At 59.6% G+C, this 24,519-nt stretch carries 20 protein-coding genes; 7 read left to right on the top strand and 13 right to left on the bottom strand.

Annotated features, from left to right (window positions below; genetic code table 11):
• Nucleotides 1–2: 2 nt before the first annotated feature.
• From ACSQ83_RS28850 to ACSQ83_RS28830, 5 genes are read right to left on the bottom strand one after another with little or no spacing between them, the layout of a single operon-like run.
• Nucleotides 3–1,922: a (Fe-S)-binding protein gene (locus ACSQ83_RS28850; protein ID WP_436230502.1), complete on the bottom strand. Its 1,920-nt coding sequence runs from the start codon at nucleotides 1,920–1,922 to the stop codon at nucleotides 3–5.
• Nucleotides 1,923–1,924: 2 nt separating this feature from the next.
• The gene (locus tag ACSQ83_RS28845) at nucleotides 1,925–3,988 is read right to left on the bottom strand and encodes an FAD-dependent oxidoreductase (RefSeq protein ID WP_436230501.1); all 2,064 of its coding nucleotides are present in this window, start codon (nucleotides 3,986–3,988) and stop codon (nucleotides 1,925–1,927) included.
• A gap of 49 nt (nucleotides 3,989–4,037) precedes the next feature.
• Nucleotides 4,038–4,574 carry a DUF5943 domain-containing protein gene (locus ACSQ83_RS28840; RefSeq protein WP_414970204.1) on the bottom strand — a complete coding sequence of 179 codons (537 nt, stop codon included), beginning with the start codon at nucleotides 4,572–4,574 and terminating at the stop codon, nucleotides 4,038–4,040.
• Nucleotides 4,575–4,607: 33 nt separating this feature from the next.
• Nucleotides 4,608–5,579 carry a dipeptidase gene (locus ACSQ83_RS28835; protein WP_299716374.1) on the bottom strand — a complete coding sequence of 324 codons (972 nt, stop codon included), beginning with the start codon at nucleotides 5,577–5,579 and terminating at the stop codon, nucleotides 4,608–4,610.
• A gap of 26 nt (nucleotides 5,580–5,605) precedes the next feature.
• A complete protein-coding gene (locus ACSQ83_RS28830; RefSeq protein ID WP_414970203.1) occupies nucleotides 5,606–6,895 on the bottom strand; it encodes a serine hydroxymethyltransferase in 1,290 nt (429 codons plus the stop codon).
• A 439-nt stretch (nucleotides 6,896–7,334) separates the two neighbouring features.
• Here ACSQ83_RS28830 and ACSQ83_RS28825 point away from each other — a divergent pair, with 439 nt between their 5' ends.
• Complete coding sequence (locus tag ACSQ83_RS28825) at nucleotides 7,335–8,348, top strand: GlxA family transcriptional regulator (RefSeq protein WP_299716368.1); 1,014 nt, start codon at nucleotides 7,335–7,337, stop codon at nucleotides 8,346–8,348.
• A 980-nt stretch (nucleotides 8,349–9,328) separates the two neighbouring features.
• Here the strand turns inward: ACSQ83_RS28825 and fdhA are convergent.
• Nucleotides 9,329–10,528 (bottom strand): formaldehyde dehydrogenase, glutathione-independent, encoded by a 1,200-nt coding sequence (gene fdhA / locus ACSQ83_RS28820; RefSeq protein ID WP_414954222.1) that lies wholly within the window; start codon nucleotides 10,526–10,528, stop codon nucleotides 9,329–9,331.
• Between the two features lie 224 nt (nucleotides 10,529–10,752).
• Between fdhA and betI the strand changes: the two genes are divergently transcribed.
• From betI to betA, 3 genes are read left to right on the top strand one after another with little or no spacing between them, the layout of a single operon-like run.
• A complete protein-coding gene (betI, locus tag ACSQ83_RS28815) occupies nucleotides 10,753–11,361 on the top strand; it encodes a transcriptional regulator BetI (RefSeq protein WP_436230500.1) in 609 nt (202 codons plus the stop codon).
• A gap of 11 nt (nucleotides 11,362–11,372) precedes the next feature.
• Nucleotides 11,373–12,842 carry a betaine-aldehyde dehydrogenase gene (betB, locus tag ACSQ83_RS28810; protein ID WP_436230499.1) on the top strand — a complete coding sequence of 490 codons (1,470 nt, stop codon included), beginning with the start codon at nucleotides 11,373–11,375 and terminating at the stop codon, nucleotides 12,840–12,842.
• Between the two features lie 18 nt (nucleotides 12,843–12,860).
• On the top strand, nucleotides 12,861–14,549 hold the full coding sequence (betA, locus tag ACSQ83_RS28805) for a choline dehydrogenase (protein WP_436230498.1): 1,689 nt from the start codon (nucleotides 12,861–12,863) through the stop codon (nucleotides 14,547–14,549).
• 83 nt (nucleotides 14,550–14,632) lie between these two features.
• Here betA and ACSQ83_RS28800 read toward each other — a convergent pair whose 3' ends face one another.
• The 7 genes from ACSQ83_RS28800 to ACSQ83_RS28770 are packed head-to-tail and all read right to left on the bottom strand — an operon-like array spanning nucleotide 14,633 to nucleotide 21,988.
• On the bottom strand, nucleotides 14,633–14,896 hold the full coding sequence (locus tag ACSQ83_RS28800; RefSeq protein WP_414954226.1) for a hypothetical protein: 264 nt from the start codon (nucleotides 14,894–14,896) through the stop codon (nucleotides 14,633–14,635).
• Between the two features lie 7 nt (nucleotides 14,897–14,903).
• On the bottom strand, nucleotides 14,904–15,362 hold the full coding sequence (locus tag ACSQ83_RS28795) for a dihydroneopterin aldolase (protein ID WP_414954227.1): 459 nt from the start codon (nucleotides 15,360–15,362) through the stop codon (nucleotides 14,904–14,906).
• The gene (locus ACSQ83_RS28790; RefSeq protein WP_414954228.1) at nucleotides 15,359–16,009 is read right to left on the bottom strand and encodes a sarcosine oxidase subunit gamma; all 651 of its coding nucleotides are present in this window, start codon (nucleotides 16,007–16,009) and stop codon (nucleotides 15,359–15,361) included. Before ACSQ83_RS28790 ends, ACSQ83_RS28795 begins: the two co-directional genes overlap by 4 nt.
• Complete coding sequence (locus tag ACSQ83_RS28785) at nucleotides 15,999–19,001, bottom strand: sarcosine oxidase subunit alpha family protein (RefSeq protein WP_436230497.1); 3,003 nt, start codon at nucleotides 18,999–19,001, stop codon at nucleotides 15,999–16,001. The genes ACSQ83_RS28790 and ACSQ83_RS28785 overlap by 11 nt, the downstream gene beginning before the upstream one ends.
• On the bottom strand, nucleotides 18,998–19,300 hold the full coding sequence (locus ACSQ83_RS28780; protein WP_436230496.1) for a sarcosine oxidase subunit delta: 303 nt from the start codon (nucleotides 19,298–19,300) through the stop codon (nucleotides 18,998–19,000). Before ACSQ83_RS28780 ends, ACSQ83_RS28785 begins: the two co-directional genes overlap by 4 nt.
• 20 nt (nucleotides 19,301–19,320) lie before the next feature.
• Nucleotides 19,321–20,565, bottom strand: a complete 1,245-nt coding sequence (locus ACSQ83_RS28775; protein WP_414954231.1) for a sarcosine oxidase subunit beta family protein — start codon at nucleotides 20,563–20,565, stop codon at nucleotides 19,321–19,323.
• 28 nt (nucleotides 20,566–20,593) lie between these two features.
• Nucleotides 20,594–21,988, bottom strand: a complete 1,395-nt coding sequence (locus ACSQ83_RS28770) for an L-serine ammonia-lyase (RefSeq protein WP_414969610.1) — start codon at nucleotides 21,986–21,988, stop codon at nucleotides 20,594–20,596.
• A 225-nt stretch (nucleotides 21,989–22,213) separates the two neighbouring features.
• On the opposite strand from ACSQ83_RS28770, the gene ACSQ83_RS28765 reads away from it, so the two are divergent.
• The 3 genes from ACSQ83_RS28765 to ACSQ83_RS28755 all read left to right on the top strand — a co-directional run bounded on the left by ACSQ83_RS28765 (nucleotide 22,214) and on the right by ACSQ83_RS28755 (nucleotide 24,390).
• Nucleotides 22,214–22,594 (top strand): hypothetical protein, encoded by a 381-nt coding sequence (locus tag ACSQ83_RS28765; RefSeq protein WP_436230495.1) that lies wholly within the window; start codon nucleotides 22,214–22,216, stop codon nucleotides 22,592–22,594.
• A 278-nt stretch (nucleotides 22,595–22,872) separates the two neighbouring features.
• On the top strand, nucleotides 22,873–23,007 hold the full coding sequence (locus ACSQ83_RS28760; RefSeq protein ID WP_414954234.1) for a hypothetical protein: 135 nt from the start codon (nucleotides 22,873–22,875) through the stop codon (nucleotides 23,005–23,007).
• 276 nt (nucleotides 23,008–23,283) lie between these two features.
• Nucleotides 23,284–24,390: a GlxA family transcriptional regulator gene (locus ACSQ83_RS28755; RefSeq protein WP_299716319.1), complete on the top strand. Its 1,107-nt coding sequence runs from the start codon at nucleotides 23,284–23,286 to the stop codon at nucleotides 24,388–24,390.
• The last annotated feature ends 129 nt before the right edge of the window (nucleotides 24,391–24,519 follow it).

Genomic DNA, 24,519 nt, shown 5'->3' with positions numbered 1-24,519 from the left:
GCTTACTCCAGCGCCGCTGCAACGAGTTCAGCCACGTCCAGCACTTCCGGCCGGGTACCTACTACGCCTTCCAGCATCGCCGTGCAATTCGGGCATCCGACCGCGACAATCTCCGCGTTGATCGCGCGGGCGTCATTGATACGGATGTCGGGAATGCGCTGCTTGCCGGGGATGTCCGTGAGCGGCGCGCCGCCGCCACCGCCGCAGCATCGGCCACGCATGCCGTTGCGTTCCATCTCGACGACCTTGATGCCGATCGATTTAAGCAAGGTGCGCGGCGCTTCCGTCTCGCCGTTGTATCGGCCGAGATAGCACGGGTCGTGATACGTGACGGTCTTGCCTGCGCCGAGCGCGCTTTCGGCGGCCGGCGTGAGCTTGCCGCTGGCGACCAGCTCAGCGATCAGTGACGTGTGATGCTGCACTTCGTACAAACCACCCAACGCGCGATATTCATTACGCAGGCTATGCATCACGTGCGGATCGGCGGTAACAATCTTCTTGAACGAATACTGCGAAAGGGTCGCGATAAGTTGCGTCGCCAGTTGCTGGAACGTGGCTTCATCGCCGAGACGACGTGCTGTGTCACCGGTATCCGTTTCTACGCCGCCGAGCACCGCATAGTCGACACCGGCCTTGTTCAGCACCTTGACCAGTGCGCGCAGGGAGCGCTGATAGCGCATGTCGAACGCACCTTCGCCTGCAATCAGCAGCACATCGACCGGACGTCCCGGCTGTGCGACCTGCACTTGCAGGTCCACGGCCCAGTCGTATCGCGCGCCGATATCGAAGCCATTCGCGCTACCCGTCTCGCGCAAGTTGGCCAGTGTTTCGGGACCCTTACCCGGCACGATGCCTTCGACCAGCGTCTGATTCCGACGCATATCCACGATAGCGTCCACATGCTCGATCAGCATCGGGCACTCTTGAACGCACGCGCGGCAGGTGGTGCAGGACCAGATCGTGTCCGCTTCGATCATCGTGGAAATCAGCGGCTTCGACGGTGCGCCCGAATGCTTGCCGAGCGGGATGCCGGGCGTCGGGCTGCCTGCATACGCAGCATCGGTTCCGCCGACCATGCCGGTCACCAGATCCTGGATCAGCTTCTTCGGGTTCAGCGGCTGACCCGCCGCGAACGCCGGACACGCCGCTTCGCACTTGCCGCATTGCACGCAGGCATCGAAACTCAGTAACTGGTTCCATCGAAACTCAACCGGCTTGCCAACGCCATATTCCTTTGCGTCGAGCACGGGCATCTTGAGCGCGGTCGGTGGGACGACGTCATGCTCGTGGCTGCGTCCAGTGAAGCGCTCCTGCCGGGGATGAAACGCGAGATGCAACAACCCTGCCATCGCGTGTTTCATCGGACCGCCACGGGCCGCGCCGAATGTCATCGTGAACGCACCTGCTGCAATCAGCAACGCGACGATGATCGCCAATGCACCTGACATGGCCGCAGCGGGCAATACGATAAACAACACAAGTCCGAGGGCGAACGAACCCAGCAGCAACGGCAGGCTATCCCAAGGACCACGCGACAAACGCGCCGGCACCGCCTTCGCTCCATGCCGGCGACGCCATACAAATACAGCGCCCACGAGCATGATCAACGCCGCTAGAAAAATCAGCTTGTCGAGCCACGGTGAATAGATAGCCAGCCCGTAGTTGAGGAACACGAGCGCCATTGCAGCAATCGCACCACCGGCTGTCGCCACGTGCGTCTTCGCAATGTACGGATCGCGTGCCACCACATGATGCAGATCGACGAAATAGCGCTTCGGAATCGACAGCAAATTGCCCCAGCCGTAAGCACCGGCAGCGGTTGCGCGGCCTTCACGCCAATACGCTGCGCGCTTGAACAGTGCAAATGCCAGACCCGCCACCGACAACCACAACAACGCGGTAATGACAAACACCGGGCTCATTATCAGAAGTCCTTGACGAGGCGCAGCGCGTCGTAAATCGCGCCGTGAATGTTGTGCATGGAGATGCAGTCGCCTACGCGGAACAGCAGGAAGCGGCCGTTGCCCAGTTCTTCACTCAGGGACGGTTGCGGTTCGGAAGCGAAGAGCTTGTGCACATCGATCTGGCCGCGATTCAACGACTCCGGCTTGAGCTTCCAGTAGAGCTCGTCATTGGGCACGATACCGTTCTCGATCACCACCTGATCGACCGCGCGCTCCTCCTGCTCTTCCGTGTACTCGTTGCGGATCACAGCGATCTTCTTGCCGTCTTCTTCATACACTTTGTCGAGCCAGTAGTTCGGCGTGGCGATCACGCCTTGCGCATACAGACGTCGATAGAAAATCGGGAAGGTCGTGCCGCCCACATCGTCCGAGACCTTGACGTCCGGCGTCACGATTTCAACGTTCGATCCGCGGCTCGCCATGAAGTCCGCCACGCCCGCGCCTGCCTGCATGCTCACGCCGTCATAGACCAGCACGTTCTTACCCGGCTCGACCTTGCCCGAAAGGATGTCCCACGAACTCACCGCAAGACCTTCCTCAACGCCCCACGCCTGCACTTGCTGCGTGAACGACAATCCGCCCGTAGCCAGCACGATAATGTCCGGCTTCTCAGCCATGATCATCTTTTCGTCGGCGGCCACACCCAGCCGGCGATCGACGCCAAGGCGCTTTGTTTCCATATCGAACCAGCGCACGATGCCCGCCATCTGCTCGCGCTGCGGCGCCTTCGCCGCCAGCATGATCTGACCGCCCACGTATTCGTTCTTCTCGAACAATACGACGTCATGCCCCCGCGATTTCGCGACCCGTGCCGCTTCAAGTCCCGCAGGACCCGCACCCACCACCACGACCTTGCGCTTCGGCCCACGCGATTTTTCGATCACGTGCGGCATGGTTTCTTCGCGCGATGTCGCCGCGTTCTGCACGCACAGCACGTCCAGACCGTTGTACTGCCGGTCGATACAATAATTTGCGCCGACGCACTGCTTGATCTCGTCTTCGCGGCCATCGCGGATCTTGATGACCATGTGCGGATCGGCGATCTGCGCGCGCGTCATGCCGACCAGGTCGATCATGCCCGACTCCAGCAAGCGCTCGGCTTGTCCTGCGTCGCGAATACTTTGCGCGTGCATCACCGGCAGCTTCACCACTGACTTGATGCCCGCAGCAAGATGCACGAACGGCTCGGGCGGCAGCGCCATGGGCGGCATGCAGTTCGCGAGCGTATTGTGCGTGTCCGCGCCAGAACCGATCACGCCGATGTAGTCGATCAAGCCCGACTCCGACATCGACTGCGCAATCTCTTTCAGCTGCGTGTGATCGAGACCGTCTTCGTGGAACTCATCGCCACACATGCGCAGGCCGACGCAGAAATCCGGACCCACCGCTTCACGCACGGCCTTGAGCACTTCGTTACCAAAACGAAGACGGTTTTCGAGCGAGCCGCCCCATTCATCGGTACGAAAATTCGTGCGCGGACTCCAGAACTGGTCGATCAAATGCTGATGCGCCGCCGAGATTTCGACGCCGTCCATGCCCGCATCTTTTATGCGCTTCGCCGCCGCGGCGAAGTCGGTAATGATGCGCTTGATTTCTTCTACTTCAATGATCTTGGCGTTGCCGCGATGCACCGGTTCACGCACGCCTGACGGCGACATCAAGTGCGGCCAATGCTCGCCGTGATACGCGGTACGACGTCCCATGTGGGTCGCCTGGATCATGATCTTCGCGCCATGCTTGTGCATGGCTTCGGCCAGACGCGCGAGCGGATCAATGATCTTGTCGGTCGAGAGATTCACCGACTTCCACCAACCTTGCGGACTATCGATAGATACCGGGCTCGAGCCGCCGCATACAGCGAGGCCCACACCGCCCTTGGCCTTTTCTTCGTAATAACGGATATACCGATCACCGGGCAAACCGCCTGGTTCCGCATAGACCTCCGCGTGCGCGGTGCTGACAATGCGATTGCGCAAGGTCAGCTTGTTCAGCGTAAGAGGCTTGAAAAGGTTGGGGTAACGCATCGCGGTCGACCTCGGAATTATCTATGTACTACGCTGCTTTATTACTCGTCTACGCTGCCAGCGGTGTCACTTCAAACACGCAATGCGAATGCCCTTCAGCCGCGCATTGCGTCTCAACTGAAAATGACTTCGGGCCTTTCTTGGTGCCTTCGGGCGCCGTGTCGTTGACCCAGTCCATTGCGCCGGAAAACCAGCCGGCAAACATGTAGCAAAGCTTGCCTTCCTTGCCCGGCTGCGCGAGCACGAATGACGAGTTATGCAGATGCACGGTGGCTGTCGAGGCCGCCGGGTCGCTTGCAACAATCGAGAACAAACCCCAGCCGCGTTGCGACAGGCGCTTCAGATAATGTTCGAACACCGCCATGCCGCTGATGCCATGCTGCTTGGCTTCTTTATCGCACCAGTGATACGCCGACTTGTGACCCGCCGTGTAAAGGCTCTTCGCATACACTTCGCGGCCCAGCGCTTCTTCAACGGCCAAATGATTGTTCGTGAAGAAATGACGCGGCACGTAGAGCATGGGCAGCGAGTCAGTCGTCCAGACGCCAGTTTCCGGATCGACGTCAATAGGCAGTTGCGGTTGCATCGTGTGAGTTCCTATTTTATTGAGTGAGCCGGATCAGACGTTCCAGACGCTGTCGAACACGCGCACCCAGTTCTCGCCCATGATTTTCTTGATGCGCGACTCGCCCCAGCCCGCGCGTTCCATCGCGGCGGTCAGGTTCGGGAATTCGCCAATGGTTCGGATACCTTCTGGATTCACGACCTTGCCGAAGTTCGTCAATTGACGATAACGACCCTTGTCATGCGTGATCCAGTCGAAGAATTCCGTGCTATAGCCTTGCGTGAAGTCCGTGCCAATGCCCACGTTGTCTTCGCCGATCAGGTCGACCACATACTCGATCGCTTCAAGGTAGTCTTCGACCGTCGCATCCGGACCGCGCTTCAGGAACGGTGCGAACATCGTCACGCCGACGAAACCGCCTGCATCAACAATTTCCTTGAGTTGCTCATCGGACTTGTTGCGCGGGTGTTCTTTCAGGCCAGACGGGCAGCAATGCGAATAACACACTGGCTTCTTCGAGAAGGCGATGGCTTCGGAAGACGTCGTGCCGCCCACGTGCGACAGGTCGACCATGATGCCAACGCGATTCATTTCCTGGATCACTTCGCGGCCGAAGCCCGAGAGACCGCCATCGCGCTCATAACAACCGGTGCCCACCAGGTTCTGCGTGTTGTAGCAAAGCTGCACCACGTTCACGCCAAGCTGCTTGAATGTTTCGATATAACCCAGGTTGTCTTCGAACGCATGCGCGTTCTGGAAACCAAAAATGATGCCCGTCTTGTTCTCTTTCTTTGCCCGGCGAATGTCGTCCGTCGTGCGTACGAGCGTGAGAATGTCGCTGTGCTCACGGATCATTTGACGCATTTCGGCAATGTTGTCCACGGTCTTCTGAAAGCTCTCCCAGACCGATACCGTGCAGTTCACTGCGGTCACGCCGCCCTTTCTCATGTCCTCGAACACCGACGGCTCGAACTTCGAGATGTTCAGGCCGTCGATGATGATGCTGCTGTCGTGAAGTGTGCTCATCTCTTGCTCCAGGAAGGAGGGCGTAATCAATAAATGGGGAAGCGTTCGCACAGCGTGAAGATTTCGCGGCGCACGCGGTGTTCGGTCTCCGCGTGACCTTCGGGGTGGTCGCGCAGGGCGTCGAACACTTCCACGATCAGGCGGCCGATATCACGGAACTCTGCCACGCCAAAACCACGCGTGGTGCCGGCCGGCGTGCCGAGGCGCACACCTGAGGTGACCGTCGGCTTTTCCGGATCGAACGGGATGCCATTCTTGTTGCAAGTAATCCCGGCGCGTTCCAGCGCATGCTCGACCTGGTTGCCCTTCAAGCCCTTCGGGCGCAGATCGACGAGCAGCAAATGGTTGTCCGTGCCGCCGGTCACGAGGTCAACGCCGCCGGCCTTCAGCACTTCGCCCAGCGCTTTCGCGTTCGCCAGCACGTTATCGATGTAAGTCTTGAAACCGGGCTGCAGCGCCTCGCCGAAAGCCACTGCCTTACCAGCGATCACATGCATCAGCGGACCGCCCTGGAGGCCCGGGAACACCGCTGAATTGATCTTCTTGGCGATGTCTTCATCGTTGGTCAGTACAAAACCGCCGCGCGGACCGCGCAGCGTCTTGTGCGTGGTGGACGTGACCACATGCGCATGTTCAACCGGATTCTGATGCCGCCCTGCGGCGATCACGCCCGCAATGTGCGCCATGTCGACCATGAGCTTTGAACCGGCTTTGTCTGCGATCGCACGCAGACGCGCAAAGTCCAGTTCCCGCGGATACGCCGAGAAACCGGCGATCAGCAAAGTAGGCTTGTGCTGCATCGCGAGTTCTTCGATCTGCTCGTAATCGATCAGCATGGTCTCGCGATTCACGCCGTACTGGACTGCGTTGAACCACTTGCCGGACATCGCCGGCTTGGCGCCGTGTGTCAGGTGACCGCCTGCATCGAGCGACATGCCGAGGACGGTATCGCCGGGTTTCGTCAGCGCGAGCATCACGGCGCCGTTCGCTTGCGCGCCGGAATGCGGCTGCACGTTGGCGAACTTCGCGTTGAAGATCTGTTTCACGCGATCGATCGCAAGCGTTTCGATTTCATCGACGAATTCGCAGCCGCCGTAATAGCGCTTGCCCGGATAACCCTCCGCGTATTTGTTCGTCAGCACTGAACCCTGCGCTTCGAGAACGGCGCGCGAGACAATGTTTTCCGACGCGATCAGTTCGATCTGCGACTGCTGGCGTTCGAGCTCTTTAAGGATGGCGCTGCGCACGGGCGCGTCGCGGGTGGCAAGCGGTTCTTCGAAGAAAGGGGCGGCGGGGCGGGTCGAGGAATTTGACATTGAAGCATCCGTGGGTTCGGGGACAAGTCGTTTTTGGAAAGGCGGTTTGCTTTGTGGGCCCTTATGCAAAGACACTTGCAGCCGCACTGGGAACCGCTTTCCGATGCGTCTATTCTTGACTTTCACCCCACGCGCCAATTTATGAATTTAGACGTGTTCTTGGCCTTTTCCGACATCGACGTCCGTTTTACACAAGTCGTCGCGCGCCACGCTCAAACGCAAATTCGATGCTGCACCGCAGCGGACAATTTCCGCTCACGTGCGGTGCTCAATGAGGTTTCGATCCCCTTCGCGGTGCGTCGCCAAGCGCTTACGCGGCCGTAAGCTTCAGTGCCGATAGGGTTTAGCCTGATGGCATGCATGTTGCAAACATCTACAAAATGTCCATAGTCGTGTCCCCACGACATAGCCTCACTAGATTCGAAGGATTCCTTCCTCCATGTCCCCCGACCGAACCGCGTCGCTGGCGCATTTCGCGTTCATGCCGCTGCCTAACTTCACGATGATCGCGTTCACCAACGCCATCGAAGTGCTGCGCATGGCGAACTACCTGACCGGGCAGAAGTTGTACACGTGGTCGATCGTAAGCCCGGACGGTGGTCCTGTGGCGGCAAGCAATGGCCTCTCCGTCGATACCGGACCGGTCGAATGCGTGGGGCTTCCGGATATTGTGTTCGTGGTCGGCGGCATCGACGTCCAGCGCGAAACCACGCCTGCGCACCTGGCCGCCTTACGCCGTTTTGCCCGGCTTGGCAGTGTGCTCGGCAGTCTGTGCACGGGAACTTATGCGTTGGCTCGCGCCGGTTTGCTCGCTGGATATGCATGTGCGATCCATTGGGAAAACATGTCGGCGTTGAAAGAGGAATTTCCGGAAACACGCTTTCTCAAAGAACTATTCGTGATCGATCGGGATCGCGTGACATGCACGGGAGGTGTTGCGCCACTCGACATGATGTTGAACCTGATCGCTACGCGCGTGGGGTCAGCGAAGGTCACGCAGATTGCGGAGCAGTTCATCGTGGAGCATGTTCGCGATACTAATGCGCAGCAACGCATGCCGTTGGTCGCGCGGCTGGGGTCGGCGAACAAGTCACTGTTCGAAGTGATCTCGCTGATGGAGAACAACATAGAAGAGCCGTTGTCGCGGGAGGAATTGGCGCGGCTGGCGGGGATGTCGCAGCGGCAATTGCAGCGGCTGTTTCGCGAGCATCTTGGCATGACGCCGACGCATTATTATTTGACGTTGCGATTGCGGCGCGCGCGGGAATTGCTGCTGCAGACTGACATGTCGATCATGCATATCACGATGGCTTGTGGCTTTCAGTCGGCATGCCACTTTAGTAAGAGTTATCGCGATGCGTTTGGGACTGCGCCCACAAGGGAACGGCGGCGCCAGTTGCCACCACTTGCTGTTGTCGCTCCTGCGATGGCTATTGCTCAAAACGCCGCTTAGTTTTTGTTTGTGATCGGGCGGTTTGTGCGTTAGCACTCGGGGTCAATGCCGGGTTGCACGGGTTCTGCGTTAGCGATCTGGTTCACTGCTGGGTTGCTGCTTTCCAGGTCTTCGCGGGTTTTATGTTGGATGTTTTCTTTATCACTATTAGCCACTGCGCGTGGCGGCGCGTCATTTCTTTGTCCAAAGCGACAAAGAAACGAAGCAAAGAAAACGCTTTCACCGCTCTACCCTAAGTGTCCACAGCGTGCAGTTTTTATTCATGGGTGCCCCAAAAGCACGGTGCTCGCAAGAGCACCGGATGTGTGAAACCCTCCTTCTCGCGAATCCTGACAGTAAAACGCTGCGCCCCGTACGCTCTCGGGCAAGCACTAGCGACTGAACCTGCCCAAGGAGCACCCCGCGCTATCCGCGGAAAACCAACCTCCAACTTTTTATGCATGCCGAACCATTTTTTAAACCACCGAGAAATGGATCTGCAGAATACGTGAAGCCTAACCCGGCAAATAACAATGCAAACTCATAGCTAACCCGCGAAGCGCCACAGCGGCAAATACGCGTGAGGCCGTGTGGATTCGCGGGGCAAGGGTGCTAGCCCGAGAGCGTAAGGGGCGAAGCGTTTTACTGTCAGGATTCGCGAGAAGGAGGGTTTCACACATCCTAAGCTCTTGCGAGCACCGTGCTTTTCGGGTACCAATGAATCAAAACTGCACGCTGTGGACACTTAATTTTTAGAGAGGTGAAAGCGCTTTCTTTGCTTCGTTTCTTTGTCGCTTTGGACAAAGAAATGACGTGCCGCCACGCACAGTGGCTAATAGTGGTAAAGAAGACAGCTAACACCAAACGCGCGAAAACCTGGAAAGCAGCAACCCGGCACTGAACCAGACCGCTCACGCCAAAACCCGTGCAACCCAACAAAACCCCCGACCGCCAACGCCAGAACCTGCACCCGAAGCGAACCCCGGGTGCGAACCCACACCTTAGGCCGCTTTCAACATCCCATGCGGATCGATCACAAACTTGCGCGGCGCACCGCCGTCAAACTGCCGATATCCATCCGGCGCCTGATCGAGTGTCACCACCGACACATTAACGATATCCGCAATCGGCAAACGATCCCACAAAATGGCTTGCATCAGATTCTGGTTGTACTTCATGACCGGCGTCTGCCCAGTAAAGAACGAATGTGATTTCGCCCAACCAAGCCCAAAGCGAATACTCAACGCGCCCTTCTTCGCGGCAGCGTCAGCGGCACCCGGATCGTCCGTGACATAAAGGCCCGGAATACCAATCGCCCCCGCCACCCGCGTGATTTCCATCAGCGAATTAAGCACCGTAGCGGGCGCTTCCTGATGACTTCCGCTGCTGCCATGACCATGCGCTTCAAAGCCGACGCAATCGACCGCGCAATCCACTTCTGGCGTACCGAGAATAGCCGCTATCTGCTCGCCAAGCGTCGCATCCTTCGACAGATCCACCGTCTCGAATCCCACCTTGCGTGCGTGCGCGAGACGCTCCTCGTTCATATCGCCGACGATCGTACAAGCCGCGCCAAGCAAACGCGCCGATGCCGCAGCAGCCATCCCAACCGGCCCCGCACCTGCGATATACACGGTCGAACCCGGCTTCACGCCGGCCATCACGGCGCCGTGATAACCCGTCGGCAAGATGTCGGAAAGGCACGTGAGATCGCGAATCTTCGACATCGCCTGGTCGCGATCGGGAAACTTCAGAAGATTGAAATCAGCATACGGAACCAGCACGTATTCAGCCTGACCGCCAATCCAGCCGCCCATATCCACGTACCCGTAAGCGCCGCCCGCGCGCGACGGATTGACGTTCAGGCACACGCCCGTGTTTTGCGCCTTGCAAGTCGGACAACGGCCGCAAGCCACGTTAAACGGCACGGACACCAGATCGCCAATCTTGAGCGTCTCCACGTCGCGCCCAACCTCGATCACCTCACCGGTGATCTCGTGCCCGAGCACGAGGCCGACCTGAGCCGTCGTGCGGCCTCGCACCATGTGCTGGTCTGACCCGCAAATATTCGTGGTGACCACCTTGAGAATCACGCCATGCCCGATTTGCCGGCCGCGTGGATCGACCATCTTCGGATAGTCGATGGATTGCACTTCAACCTTGCCCTGCCCCAGATACACGACACCGCGATTACTGCTCATTGCCTGTCTCCTAGTCTCGATCCTTGTCTCGTGGACGATCTGCACGGCAAAACACAACCATGCACCGCCTAACGAGCGTAGACCTGTGGCGCGCCTCGGACGCGCATCGAACGCGACATGGGTTTGGCAGAAACCGACATGGCGGTTTTATATTGATTGACCAATCAATATAAAATACCTAGGATTCAATCCTTGTTTTCCTGAAGCTTCTTCGATAAAAACCCATGCCCAAGCTAGGAATGCGCGAAATCCGCCGGGCGCAGCTGATCGACGCCACGCTGCTGAGCATCGACCATGCGGGTCTAGCCGGCACAACGCTGGCATCGGTTGCGCAGCGCGCAAGCATCTCCACGGGTATCGTCAGTCATTATTTCGGCGACAAGGACAGCCTGCTCGAAGCCACCATGCGCCATGTGCTACGAGACCTGTGGAACGCAACATCGCGCAGGCGCCGGGCCGCAAAAGACGATCCACGGGCGCGTTTGCGTGCGGTAGTGGCGGCGAATTTCGATGCCGCGCAAGTCAACAATCCGGTGATGAAGACGTGGCTCGCGTTCTGGTCGGAGAGCATGCACAAACCGCAATTGCGGCGGCTGCAAAACGTCAACACGCGTCGCCTGCATTCCAATTTATGCGCCGATTTTTCGAAGGCGCTGCCCCGCGCCGCCGCGCGTCGCGCGGCAAGCGGATTGGCGGCGCTGATCGACGGCTTGTGGTTGCGCGGCGCACTGTCCGGCGAGCCGTTCGACACGAGAGCGGCCATGCGCCTTGCCAACGATTACATCGACCTCATGCTTGATCCACGCGACACGCGGGGCCGGACCCTCACTTAAAGGACTACACCATGCCCGTTTTCGAATTGCAGCGCTTGTACATTGGCGGCGCTTACGTCGACGCCACCAGCGGCGAAACCTTCGACACGCTCGACCCCGCCACGGGCGAAACGCTCGCGAGCGTTCAACAGGCAAGCGCAGCGGATATTGATCGCGCTGTACGCTCGGCGCGTGAAGGACAGCGTGAATGGGCCGCGATGACCGCAATGCAACGCTCGCGCATCCTGCGGCGCGCGGTGGATATCCTGCGCGAGCGCAACGACGAACTCGCCGCGCTCGAAACCCGCGACACGGGCAAGCCAGTCGCGGAAACGCGCGCCGTGGATATTGTCACAGGCGCCGATGTCATCGAGTACTACGCCGGGCTTGCAGCGGCCATAGAAGGTCAGCAAATCCCGCTGCGCCCGAGCTCGTTCGTCTATACGCGGCGCGAACCGCTGGGGGTGTGCGCGGGAATTGGCGCATGGAATTATCCGGTCCAGATCGCCTGCTGGAAGTCGGCGCCCGCCCTCGCCGCAGGCAACGCGATGATCTTCAAGCCCAGCGAAATCACGCCGCTCAGCACATTAAAACTCGCTGAGATCTATTCCGAGGCCGGTGTCCCCGACGGCGTGTTCAACGTCGTGCAGGGCGACGGCCGCGTGGGCGCATTGCTCGCTGCGCATCCGGACATCGCGAAGGTGTCGTTCACGGGCGGTGTCGAGACAGGCAAGAAAGTGATGTCGATGGCCGGCGGTTCATCGCTGAAGGAAGTGACGATGGAACTGGGCGGCAAGTCCCCGCTCGTCATTTTCGACGATGCCAATCTCGAACGTGCCGCCGACATTGCAATGAGCGCCAACTTCTTCAGTTCCGGCCAGGTCTGCACGAACGGTACGCGGGTGTTCGTGCAACGCCCGGTATACGAACGCTTCGAATCGCTCATTCTGGAGCGCGTAAAGCGCATTCGCGTAGGCTCACCAACCGATGTCAACACCAACTTCGGCCCGCTTGTCAGCGCTGCGCAATTGCAAAAGGTTTTGGGCTTCATTGAAAGCGGCAAGCAAGAAGGCGCACGGCTGATTGCCGGCGGATCGCGCATCATTCATGACGCGTTCGCCCAAGGGCAATACGTCGAGCCGACCATCTTCACCGACTGCAGCGACGACATGCGCATTGTTCGCGAAGAGATTTTCGGGCCGGTCATGAGCATCCTCGCATTCGATGAGGAAAGCGAAGTGATTGATCGCGCCAACGCCACCGAATACGGTCTCGCCGCGGGCGTGGTCACGGAGAACCTGTCGCGTGCGCATCGTGTGATTCATGCGCTTCAAGCGGGTATCTGCTGGATCAATACGTGGGGTGAATCGCCTGCTGAAATGCCCGTGGGCGGATACAAGCAGTCGGGCGTAGGCCGCGAAAACGGTATCACCACGCTGGAGCACTACACGAGCATCAAGTCCGTGCAGGTCGAGCTGGGTCCCTACCAACCCGTATTCTAAGAACCAAGGAGACAAGCGATGAGCGCGAACGAGTTCGACTACATCGTCGTGGGAGCGGGTTCGGCGGGCAACGTGCTCGCCTCGCGTCTCACCGAAGACCCCGACCTGACCGTGCTGCTGCTCGAAGCGGGCGGACCGGACTACCGCTTCGACTTCCGCACGCAGATGCCTGCCGCGCTGGCGTTTCCGCTGCAGGGAAGGCGCTATAACTGGGCGTACGAAACGGATCCCGAGCCGCACATGAACAACCGTCGCATGGAATGCGGCCGCGGCAAAGGACTGGGCGGTTCATCGCTGATCAACGGCATGTGCTACATCCGCGGCAACGCGCTCGACTATGACGGCTGGGCCGAGCGACAAGGCCTTGAAAACTGGACCTATTCCGATTGCCTGCCATATTTTCGCAAAGCCGAAACACGCGATGCCGGACCGAACGCATATCACGGCGGCGACGGTCCCGTACACGTGACGACCTCCAAGCCCGGCAACAATCCTTTGTTCGCAGCGATGGTCGAAGCGGGCGTGCAGGCCGGTTATCCCCGTACCGGTGACCTCAACGGTTATAGCCAGGAAGGTTTCGGCCCGATGGACCGGACCGTGACGCCGAAGGGCCGCCGCTCGAGTACCGCCCGTGGATATCTCGACCGCGCGAAAGGTCGTCCGAATCTCACGATCGTCACGCATGCTGTTACGGACCGCGTCCTGTTCGCCGGGAAAAAAGCGATTGGCGTCGCGTATCTTCATGGTGGTGAACGCGTCACCGCGCACGTGCGCCGGGAGGTGCTGGTATGCAGCGGCGCGATTGCGTCTCCGCAATTACTGCAGCGTTCGGGTGTCGGCCGATCGACATGGCTGCGCGAACTTGACGTGCCTCTAGTGCATGACTTACCGGGCGTCGGTGAGAATCTCCAGGATCATCTGGAGATGTACATGCAATACGAATGCCTTGAGCCCGTGTCGCTTTACCCTGCGCTGCAATGGTGGAACCAGCCGCAGATCGGGCTTGAATGGATGTTGAACGGTACCGGCATTGGTGCGAGCAATCAGTTCGAGGCGGGTGGCTTCATACGTACGCGCGACGACGATCTTTGGCCCAACATCCAATACCATTTCCTTCCCGTCGCGATCAATTACAACGGTTCCAACCCGATCAAGATGCATGGCTTCCAGGCGCACGTGGGTTCAATGCGTTCACCAAGCCGCGGGCGTATCAAGCTGAAGTCACGCGATCCGAACGCGCACCCGAGCATCTTGTTCAACTACATGTCGGACCCGCTCGACTGGCGAGAATTCCGCGACGCGATCCGCATTACGCGCGAGATCATGCATCAGCCGGCATTGCAAAAATATCGGGGACGCGAGCTGCATCCAGGCGCGGATCTCACTACAGACGATCAACTGGACGCGTTCGTCAAACAACGTGCTGAGACGGCGTTCCATCCTTCGTGCTCGTGCAAGATGGGTTACGACGAGCTGGCTGTGGTCGATAACGAAGGCCGCGTGCACGGTCTTGAATCGCTGCGCGTGGTGGACGCGTCGATCATGCCGCTGATCGTGACCGGCAACCTGAATGCGCCGACCATCATGCTGGCGGAAAAAATCGCGGACAAGATCCGGGGACGCGAGCCGTTAGCGCGTGTTGATACGCCGTATTTCGTCGCGCATGGAGCGAAGGCGCGGAAGGCGGATGCGATCGCTGCGTTGTAGTGAGTAATGCATATAAAAGGGGATGGCGGCTTGGCAGCCGCTATGCCCTTTAGATTTAGTCGACTGGAAGCACAGAAGCTAGATCACCCCTCGATCCGAGCACGCGCGGCCATCGCTATGCGCGCGATCGTCTCGGTGCTTAATCGTGCAGCCACTTTGTGAACATACTCATGGTGGCGCCGCTCCAGCGGCGCACCCAGATACTGCGCATGCAAATAGCGGATCAACGCAATTCGCCGATGCCCGAGCGCGAGGCTGTGATCAAGCAATGCGAGCGCCGCATGAGGATCACGCTGCTCGCATGCAAGTTGCGAAAGTCCGGCAGTTTGAACGCGCGTCGACGTCATGGCCGTTTCAGCCCTTAACCATCGCATGCTCTGTATTCACCCCAGTTGACGCTCGCCACGCATCGAAATCCGCACGATGCCAGTCGAGTTCAACGCCCACGCGCCGCGTGCCTTCGCGAATCTTCGGCTTGTAAAGCTGCAGCGTCAGCGCGTCGAGCGCAGGCCATTGCGTGAACGACATTGCCGCTATTTCCACCGCGAGCGTTTCGAGCAAGCGTGTATGCGGCTTGCTCTCCAGATAGTCCGAAACACCTGCGCACCACGCCTCGTAATCAATCAGTTCGTGCGCATTCTCTTCGGCCGGCACGCCTCGATAATGCAGGCTTGCATCGATGGCAACGGGCTGCGGCGCCAGATGCTCTCTGGCATACAAGCCGATGCGCGTAGGCACCACGAGCTCATCGACAACGATGCGCCAGCCTCGTCCGCCGGGCCTTAATGTTTCGAATGGTTCGTACGGTTTCACGACATCAGCGGCTCGGCCGCGTCGAGCATCATCTTCACGAAGTAGTCCGCAAAACTACGGCGGATCACGAGGTCGAAGCTGTCTTCACCGGTTGGTAACACCGTCACGGAGGCCTTGAAGTAATGACTTTGCGCACATTGGCCGACGCCGAACAAACTCGGATGCAGATCGAGCGGACAACCGCGCGCGAGCACTTCACGCGTGCGCGTGCCGCTGATTTCGAGGACGGTGTAACCGCTGCCGATATCGACTGCCGCTGCGAACAATCCGTTGAACGCCTCGCGCAACCTGGCTTCCATTGGCGCGGCGTGCGTTGCGGAATGCGCAGCGGCCGAGCGTACCAGCCACTCATCAGGACCGAGCCACATCAGGTCATAGCCGTTGCCCGTCGCCGTTGTATTCGGCTTCTCGGGCGGCTTGCAACCAATCACGCTTTCAACTGCGGCAACGAACGCGGCATCGCGCAAATCACCACGAAGATTGACCAGTTCGAGGAACGGCCGCTCGACCAGACGGAACGCTTTCGATGCACTCGCCTGATGTTTTTTCAGCAGGCCATCTACGCCCACAAGCGGTGACTCCTGCCACACGCCTTGCCCGATTGCGCGATCCACGACCGTCTGGTTGCTTCTATTTTCATTCCACATGTTGACGTGCTCCTTCGCTGTCGTAGAACACCGAGCTGGTGATTTTTGCCGGCATCTGTTTGCCGTTCGCGAGCGGGATCATCACCGACTCGCCGATCTTGTCGAGACCGCCCTTGATGACGGCCATCGCGATCGAGCGCTTTAAAATGGGGCTGAAATAGCTCGATGTGACGTGGCCAAGCATGGGCGCGGTGTCGCCGGTGAACGGACCCGGCACGATCTGCGAACCTTCGGGAAGCACGAACGACGCATCTTCGGTCAGCAAGCCGACGAGCTGCTTCCTCCCCGCCTTAGCCGTATCCGAGCGCGTCAGCGAACGCTTGCCGAGGAAGTCCTTCGACTTCGCGACCAGTCCGCCCATGCCGAGGTCGTACGGGGTCATCGAGCCGTCGGTATCCTGCCCGACGATGATGTAACCCTTCTCGGCACGCAACACGTGCATGGTTTCCGTACCGTAGGGCGTAATGTCGAACTCGGCGCCGGCGGCCATCAGCGCTTCCCACACAGCACGCCCAACATTCGCCGGCACGTTGATTTCATAAGCGAGTTCGCCGGAAAAGCTGATGCGCATGATTCGCGACGCCGCTCCCGCCACCGTCCCCTCGCGATAACTCATGAACGGGAACGCAGCGTTGGCGAAGTCGATATCGCGACAGACCTTCTGCAACACCTTGCGGCTGTTAGGGCCGACAACTGCGAACGTCGCCCAGTGATCGGTTACCGATGCCAGCCGTACCCGCATGTCGGGCCACTCGGTTTGCAGCCAGCGCTCGAGCCATGTCAGCACGCGCGCAGCGCCGCCGGTCGTGGTCGTCATCATGTAGTGCTGGTCGGCGAGGCGCACGGTCACGCCGTCGTCGAAGATCATACCGTTTTCATCGAGCATCAGGCCGTAGCGGCACTTGCCGACTTCCAGCTTGCTCCACGGGTTCGTATAGACCCAGTTGAGCAGCTTCGCAGCATCGGGGCCCTGGATGTCGATCTTGCCCAGCGTCGATGCGTCGAGAATGCCGACGCTCGTGCGCGTTGCCAGCGACTCGCGCGCCACTGCCGCGTGCATGCCTTCACCGTTCTTCGGGTAGTACCAAGGCCGTTTCCAGTTGCCGACATCTTCGAACTCCGCGCCGTTTTCCACGTGCCATTCGTGCACAGCGGTCTTGCGAACCGGATCGAGGAACTCGCCCAGCTCACGGCCCGCGAACGTACCGAACGTGACCGGCGTGTAGTTCGGACGGAAGGTCGTGGTCCCGGTTTCAGGGATGGTCTTGTTCAGCGCCTGAGCAAGAATCGCCATGCCGTTGATGTTGCCAAGCTTGCCTTGGTCCGTGCCAAAGCCCATCGCCGTGTAACGCTTTACGTGCTCAACCGACTCGAACCCTTCGCGCGCGGCGAGGAAGATATCGGCGGCGGACACGTCGTTTTGATAATCGATAAATTGCTTAGGACCCCGTGTCGCCAGCTCACGGCCACCGACGAGCCACAACGGCATGAGCGGTGCTTCACTGACCTCGGCCACTTGCACGGGTGTCGGGCGCGCCACGATCAAACCTGCGGCACGCGCGGCGTCCACGCCTGCATCGACGGCGAAACGGATTGCACGGGCGAGCGTGAATTCACCGGCGCACGCGCCTACGCTGCTCTCGGCCTGCATCGCTTTGCCGGGAACGAAGCAGAGCTTTTCGTCGTGCCAGTGCGCCTTGCCGCCGGACTGTGCGAACAGGTGCAGGATCGGGCTCCAGCCGCCAGAGACCGCGAGCAGATCGCAAGGCAGGTCCGCTTGCTTCACGCCAACGGTTCCGTTCGAATAGGCACTGACCTCAACCGACGCCACGCGCAACTTGCCGTGCGCCACGGTCACCACGGAGCCATTCAGGACCTTCACGCCATAGCGTTTTGCTTGGCCCTGAAGTGCGCCCTTGTCGCTGGCAAGACGCGGGTCCACTACCGTCACCTGCGCGCCTGCCGCTTTCAGATCGAGCGCGCATTGGTAGCCGCTGTCGTTGTTCGTGAACACGATTGCATTGCGTCCCGGCAGGACCGCATAGCGATGCAAATACGACGACACCGCCGACGCCAGCATCACGCCGGGCAGATCATTGTTGCCGAACACAATCGGTCGTTCCTGCGCGCCCGTGGCGAGAATGACGCGCTTGGCGCGTACTTTCCACAGCAGCTCGCGCGTGCCTTTGCGCATCGATACCGGCAGATGCTCGGTCAAGCGCTGCGTGATGGTAACGAGATTGTGGTCCTGATATCCGAACGCCGTGCTACGGCACAGGATCTTCACATCCGGCATCTTGCGCAATTCAGCTTCAATCTTTTGCGCCCACTTCAAGCCGGGTGCGCCGTCTATTTCGGTGCGATACGAGAGCAGCGAACCGCCGAGTTCCGGCTGGTCATCGACGAGAATCACGCGTGCACCTGACAGGCCGGCCGCATGCGCCGCAGCCAGACCCGAAGGGCCGGCGCCGACCACGAGCACGTCGCAATGCGCGAAGCACTTGTCGTAGCGATCTGCATCGACGTGTTCCGGCGCCTTGCCGAGACCGGCTGCATCGCGGATCACTTCTTCGTATTTCGGCCAGAACTTGCGCGGCCACATGAAGGTCTTGTAGTAGAAGCCCGCCGGAATAAACCGGGCGATCTTCTGGTTCACCGCCATGCGATCGTTCTCGATGCTCGGCTTGGCGTTCACGCTGTTGGCCACCAGCCCCTGATACAACTCGATCTCGGTGGCGCGTGCATTCGGCACGGTATAAGCGCCGGTTTCAAGCTGAACGACGGCATTCGGCTCCGCCACATCGGCCGTCACAATGCCGCGCGGCCGGTGGTACTTCCAGCTGCGCGCCACGAAATGCACGCCGTTTGCGAGCAGCGCGGAGGCGAGCGTATCGCCTTGATGGCCCTGATACGTCTTGCCGTTGAACGTGAACGTAAGCGCAATGGCGCGGTTGATGCGCCCGCCCGTGGCGAGTCGGTCTTTCTGGCTCATGTCGGTTGTCCTTCGTCTTTCTGTTCCATCACGGCAAGCGGCCGGGCGAACGTTTCATAGCCCTGGAATGCGTAGCTCACGGTGTCGCGTTGTGCCATGAACCAGCGGCGGCAACCTTGCGCGTGCATCCATTGTTCACGATGCACGCCGCGCGGATTTTTCCGCATGAACAGGTAGTCGCCCCATTCTTTATCGGTGAGCTTCTCGGTGTCGAGCGGGCGCGCGATATCGGCTTCGCCGCCGCACGAGAATTCGCTTTCGGCGCGGGGCCCGCACCAGGGGCATTCAATCAGCAACATGTCTTTTCTCCAGATGCAGGTTAGTGGGCGACGGCCGCAGCGCCGTGTTCGTCGATCAAGTGACCCGTGTAGAAACGGTCGATGGAGAACGGCGCGTTCAGCGCGTGAGGCTCGTCGTGCGCGATGGTGTGCGCATAGGCCCAACCCGAACCCGGCGTCGCCTTGAAGCCACCCGTACCCCAGCCGCAGTTGAAGTAAAGGCCCTTCACATCGGTCTTGCTGATGATCGGGCACGCATCCGGCGACACATCCACAATCCCGCCCCATTGACGATTCATGCGCACGCGCGAGAACACCGGGAACATCTCGACGATCGCCTCAAGCGTCCCTTCGATGATGTGAAAACTGCCGCGCTGGCCGAAGCCCGTGTACTGGTCAACACCAGCGCCGATCACGAGATCGCCCTTATCGGACTGGCTGATGTACGCGTGCACCGCGTTCGACATCACCACCGTATTGACCACGGGCTTGATCGGCTCGGACACCAGCGCTTGCAACGGATGGCTTTCCAGCGGAAGCCGGATACCGGCCATATCGGCGAGCGTGGAGGTGTTGCCGGCAGCTACGACTGCTACCTTCTTCGCCTTGATAAAACCCTTCGTGGTATCCACGCCGATCACCTGGCTGCCGTTACGGCGAATGCCCGTGACCTGGCAGTTCTGCACGATATCCACGCCTGCCTGATCCGCGCCGCGCGCAAAGCCCCAGGCCACGGCGTCGTGACGCGCCACGCCACCGCGACGCTGGATGGACGCACCCAGCACCGGATAACGGCTATTCAAATTGATGGTCGGCTCAATCTGCTTGATCTGTTCAGGCGTGAGGAATTCTGCATCCACACCGTTCAAGCGGTTCGCGTTGACGCGACGTTCAGTATCCCGAACGTCTTGCAGCGTATGCGCGAGGTTCATCACGCCGCGCTGGCTGAACATTACGTTGTAGTTCAAATCTTGCGAGAGTCCTTCCCATAACTGCATCGCTTTTTCGTACAACGCCGCCGATTCGTCCCACAGATAATTCGAGCGCACGATGGTCGTGTTGCGTGCCGTATTGCCACCGCCGATCCAGCCCTTCTCGAGCACGGCGACGTTGCGCACGCCATGTTCCTTGGCAAGATAGTAGGCAGTCGCAAGACCATGCCCGCCGCCGCCGACGATCACGACGTCGTATTCCTGCTTCGGCTCCGGGCTTTTCCACTGGCGCTCCCAGTTCTCGTGATACGACATGCCGTTGCGCAACAGGCTGAATATCGAATAGCGGCTCATGGTGTTTCCTTTTGCAAAACTTTAAAAATCAGCACTCGATGACGTTCACGGCCAATCCGCCGCGTGACGTCTCCTTGTATTTCGTCTTCATGTCAGCGCCGGTTTCGCGCATGGTCTTGATTACGTTATCGAGCGATACGTAGTGCGTGCCGTCGCCCTTCATCGCCATGCGTGCGGCGTTGAGCGCCTTGATCGCGCCCATCGCGTTGCGTTCAATGCAGGGGATCTGCACGAGACCGCCAACCGGGTCGCAGGTCATGCCGAGGTTATGTTCCATGCCGATCTCAGCGGCGTTTTCGACTTGGGTCGGCGTGCCGCCCATGACAGCGGCGAGCGCGGCTGCGGCCATCGAACACGCCACGCCAACCTCGCCTTGGCAGCCCACTTCAGCACCGGAAATCGACGCCGTTTCCTTGTAGATGATTCCGATAGCCGCTGCCGTCAGCAGGAACGTGACGATGCCCTCGTCGGTCGAGTTGTGCATGAACTTCACGTAGTAGTGCAGCACGGCGGGAATCACGCCGGCCGCGCCGTTCGTGGGCGCGGTCACCACGCGGCCGCCCGCTGCGTTTTCCTCGTTCACGGCCATTGCATAGAGGTTGACCCAGTCGAGCATGGAGAGCGGGTCGCGCAACGACTCTTCCGAGTGCTTGCGCAACTGCGCGGAGAGGTCTGCTGCGCGACGCTTCACGTGCATCGGGCCGGGCAATTCGCCTCGCACCTTGCAGCCGCGTTCCACGCACGCCGCCATGACGCGCCAGATCGCGAGCAAGCCTTCGCGCACTTCACGCGCCGGCCGCGATGCGGATTCGTTGAGCATCGTGATCTCGGCAATCGATAAACCCGTTTCGCGGCATACGCGCATCAGGTCGTCGCCGGTGCGGAACGGGTGCGGCACGCCACCGCTCGCTTGCACGCCGTTCACGCGCGTGCCCTCGCTGTTGATCACAAAACCGCCGCCGACCGAGTAGTACTCTTTTTCGACGACGAGCTGGCCGTTTTCATCGAAGGCCTGGAAGCGCATGCCGTTCGGATGGACCACGCTCGACCCGGGCGCGCCCGGCATCAGCTTGCGAAAGAAACCAATGTGCTCGCGCTCGTCGAATTTGATCGTGTGCTTGCCAAGCAAATTCAGGCTCTTGCACTCGCGGATCTCCCGCAGACGCGGTTCGATCGCATCCGGATCGATCGAGTCGGGGAGATTGCCTTCGAGTCCAAGCAGCACGGCTTTATCGGTCCCGTGGCCCTTGCCGGTCGCGCCCAGCGAGCCGAACAAATCCACCCGCACGCGACGCACGAACGCCAGCAGGTTCGCGTCCTCGATATGCGAGGCGAAGCGGCACGCTGCGATCATCGGGCCAACCGTATGCGAACTTGACGGACCGATGCCGATCTTGAACAGATCGAAAACGCTGACGTTCATGGGGTGCCTTATCGGTGGACTGCATGGGATTTCACTAGGTAGCCATTGCACCGCACGCCAATTTCCGCTGATAGAACAAAAACGGCATGCACGTGGGATGGCGGCGTCAGCGCGGCAACATGGGTTGATGACAAGGCGCATTAGCGATGATCGGCGACAAAAAATGGCAGACGGCGGGCGCGTAACGAGCCTGAGCAGGCCTGCGGCAGGGTGGTGGCACGTCGCATGCTGAATAAGCTGATGAGCAAGCTTTTGAACGTCGGCTTGCCCGCTTTCAACAATCTATGGGCGTCTGCTCGCCCGTCCTACAGAAAGGAAACCGGCATGAAGCACTTCTCAATGGCATACGCGATCGGCGCCGTACTTTGCATTTCAAGCACGGCTTTCGCCCAAAGTAACCCGCCGAGCTCGAGCACTGGCTTACAAGCGGGTGACAACGCTCAGACCACCAACCAGTCGGCTGGAACGGCGGCAAATCCCGGCATGTCGCAACATAAGAAAATGAAGCACACCAAGGCTGCAACGGGTAGCAAAACCACCGGCATGGGCACCGCAACACCAAGCGGCCCGGGTGCGCCGGTTAGCGCCAGCGGTTCGGGCAGCTGAGCGCCCCTTAAAGTGCCACATAAGCGCTACATGAGCGCCAGGTTGCGCTTGTTTCGATCTTGGAATCTGGGGTGATGGAACAAATCGGGTAGAGAAGAGAGATGAATCGCGAGGCGGAAATTCGGCGCAAAATTGACGTGTCGGCCGTATACAACACTTTCAGCGCGGGCCTTATTGATCCTTACAGGGTTTAAGAAACGCTGATATACACTGTGACGGCATTTCCGAATGCGCTTGAATCAACCAGTCGTCAAACTCTCGCCCATCAGGTTCGCCCCATGAACAATATTCTGAAGAAAGTCCTCGCGGTCTTTATTGTTGCGGCTATTGCCGCACCGGCTATGTCGTATGCAAAGCCGCATCATCACCACAAGTACACAAAGGCCAAGCACGTCGATCACACTGCTCATTAATCCGAGCTGCTGAGGCCGCGCTGAGCCCGTATAGGCTTTGTACTGAACCAGTCTTAATGGATTAAAAATAGTCGGGCAGGCGGCCGGCTATCGGAGACGGCTTGCCCTGATCAGGACAAGCCGTTTTCCGTTGTGGGCTGCCAAACACTTCGATAGCCGCGTAAATCCCGGTATTTCAAACCCCTTAATGACGGTGATATGCTGATTGATTACCGGGTCGTCATGTCGCCCATCGCCTATGGCGCGAATGACGGCTGCACATCAAATGGCAAGCGCATGAATCCCGCTGATCTTCTCCCTCCTCAATCGCCCGACACGGCGTCCAAACAGCGCATCCGTTTTGGCATTGTGTTGTTGCCGAATTTCACGTTGACGGCGTTTTCCGGCTTCGTCGATTTATTGCGTCTATCGGCCGATGAAGGCGATTTCAGCAAGCCAGTGCGCTGCTCGTGGAGCGTGATTGGGGAAACGCTTGCGCCGGTGCGCGCGAGTTGCGGCATCCAGATCACGCCGTGGGAGACCTTCGAGAAAGCTGAGCCGTTTGACTACGTGGTCGTCGTGGGCGGTTTGCTGCATTCCGGCGCGGGCGCGAGCGATGCCACGCTGCAATTCATCCGCCGCGCCGCGACCACGGACGCGACGCTGGTTGGCATTTGCACGGGGGTGTTTTCGCTGATGCGGGCGGGCGTGCTGGAGGGATATCGGATCTGCGTGAGCTGGTTTCACTACTGGGATTTCGTCGAGCGTTTTCCCGGTGTGAACGAGGAGATGCTGGTCGCGGATCGTTTGTTCGTGATGGATCACCGGCGCATTACGTGCTCGGGCGGACGGGCATCGATTGATGTTGCCGCGGCCATCCTGTTGCGCCATTTTGAAGCTGCCACGGTGCAAAAAGCGTTGCGCATTCTGCTGGTCGATGACATGCAGAAGGGCAATGCGCCGCAGCCGCATCCGCCGGGGCTTGCGCCCGCCACGCATCCGAAGGTGAAGCGGGCAATCCTGCTGATGGAGCAGCATGTGGGGCGTTCGTTGACGCTTGATGAGCTCGCGCACAAGCTGGATTTATCGACACGTCAGTTGGAGCGTTTGTTCAAGGCGGAGACCGGCAAGGCGCCGCAGGCTTATGCGAAGCAGGTGCGCTTGCGCACGGCGGCCTGGTTGCTGACGAGCTCCGACAAGACGGTGGCGGACATTGCATCGAGTTGCGGTTTTTCCGATGCGTCGCATTTGGGGCGGGAGTTTAGGAAGCAGTTCGGGCTTCCACCGATCATGTATCGTGACCAGCGTGGGACGGCGACGCCAGACGATGCCGCGAGCGTGGCGACGCTCGACCTTGCTGCAGATTTCGATGAGACTTTTCCGGGGCGGGCGCAGGCGATTTAGAAGAGGGGATCGTTCGCACTGTTCGGGGGGTGGTTCTGGGGGGTAGTGGTCAAAGGTTAGGTTCTGGCGTTAGCGGTCTGGGTCAATGCCGGGTTGTTGCTTTCCAAGTCTTCGCGAGTTTAGTGTTGG

Source organism: Caballeronia sp. LjRoot29, from assembly GCF_964252755.1.
GTDB lineage: Bacteria > Pseudomonadota > Gammaproteobacteria > Burkholderiales > Burkholderiaceae > Caballeronia.
This window is presented reverse-complemented; position numbering and strand designations above follow the sequence as displayed.

Coding starts and splice junctions, on each gene's coding strand:
- ACSQ83_RS28850 (WP_436230502.1), bottom strand. CDS start 1,922: ATGAGCCCGGTGTTTGTCATTACCGCGTTGTTGTGGTTGTCGGTGGCG.
- ACSQ83_RS28845 (WP_436230501.1), bottom strand. CDS start 3,988: ATGCGTTACCCCAACCTTTTCAAGCCTCTTACGCTGAACAAGCTGACC.
- ACSQ83_RS28840 (WP_414970204.1), bottom strand. CDS start 4,574: ATGCAACCGCAACTGCCTATTGACGTCGATCCGGAAACTGGCGTCTGG.
- ACSQ83_RS28835 (WP_299716374.1), bottom strand. CDS start 5,579: ATGAGCACACTTCACGACAGCAGCATCATCATCGACGGCCTGAACATC.
- ACSQ83_RS28830 (WP_414970203.1), bottom strand. CDS start 6,895: ATGTCAAATTCCTCGACCCGCCCCGCCGCCCCTTTCTTCGAAGAACCG.
- ACSQ83_RS28825 (WP_299716368.1), top strand. CDS start 7,335: ATGTCCCCCGACCGAACCGCGTCGCTGGCGCATTTCGCGTTCATGCCG.
- fdhA (WP_414954222.1), bottom strand. CDS start 10,528: ATGAGCAGTAATCGCGGTGTCGTGTATCTGGGGCAGGGCAAGGTTGAA.
- betI (WP_436230500.1), top strand. CDS start 10,753: ATGCCCAAGCTAGGAATGCGCGAAATCCGCCGGGCGCAGCTGATCGAC.
- betB (WP_436230499.1), top strand. CDS start 11,373: ATGCCCGTTTTCGAATTGCAGCGCTTGTACATTGGCGGCGCTTACGTC.
- betA (WP_436230498.1), top strand. CDS start 12,861: ATGAGCGCGAACGAGTTCGACTACATCGTCGTGGGAGCGGGTTCGGCG.
- ACSQ83_RS28800 (WP_414954226.1), bottom strand. CDS start 14,896: ATGACGTCGACGCGCGTTCAAACTGCCGGACTTTCGCAACTTGCATGC.
- ACSQ83_RS28790 (WP_414954228.1), bottom strand. CDS start 16,009: ATGTGGAATGAAAATAGAAGCAACCAGACGGTCGTGGATCGCGCAATC.
- ACSQ83_RS28785 (WP_436230497.1), bottom strand. CDS start 19,001: ATGAGCCAGAAAGACCGACTCGCCACGGGCGGGCGCATCAACCGCGCC.
- ACSQ83_RS28780 (WP_436230496.1), bottom strand. CDS start 19,300: ATGTTGCTGATTGAATGCCCCTGGTGCGGGCCCCGCGCCGAAAGCGAA.
- ACSQ83_RS28775 (WP_414954231.1), bottom strand. CDS start 20,565: ATGAGCCGCTATTCGATATTCAGCCTGTTGCGCAACGGCATGTCGTAT.
- ACSQ83_RS28770 (WP_414969610.1), bottom strand. CDS start 21,988: ATGAACGTCAGCGTTTTCGATCTGTTCAAGATCGGCATCGGTCCGTCA.
- ACSQ83_RS28765 (WP_436230495.1), top strand. CDS start 22,214: ATGCTGAATAAGCTGATGAGCAAGCTTTTGAACGTCGGCTTGCCCGCT.
- ACSQ83_RS28760 (WP_414954234.1), top strand. CDS start 22,873: ATGAACAATATTCTGAAGAAAGTCCTCGCGGTCTTTATTGTTGCGGCT.
- ACSQ83_RS28755 (WP_299716319.1), top strand. CDS start 23,284: ATGAATCCCGCTGATCTTCTCCCTCCTCAATCGCCCGACACGGCGTCC.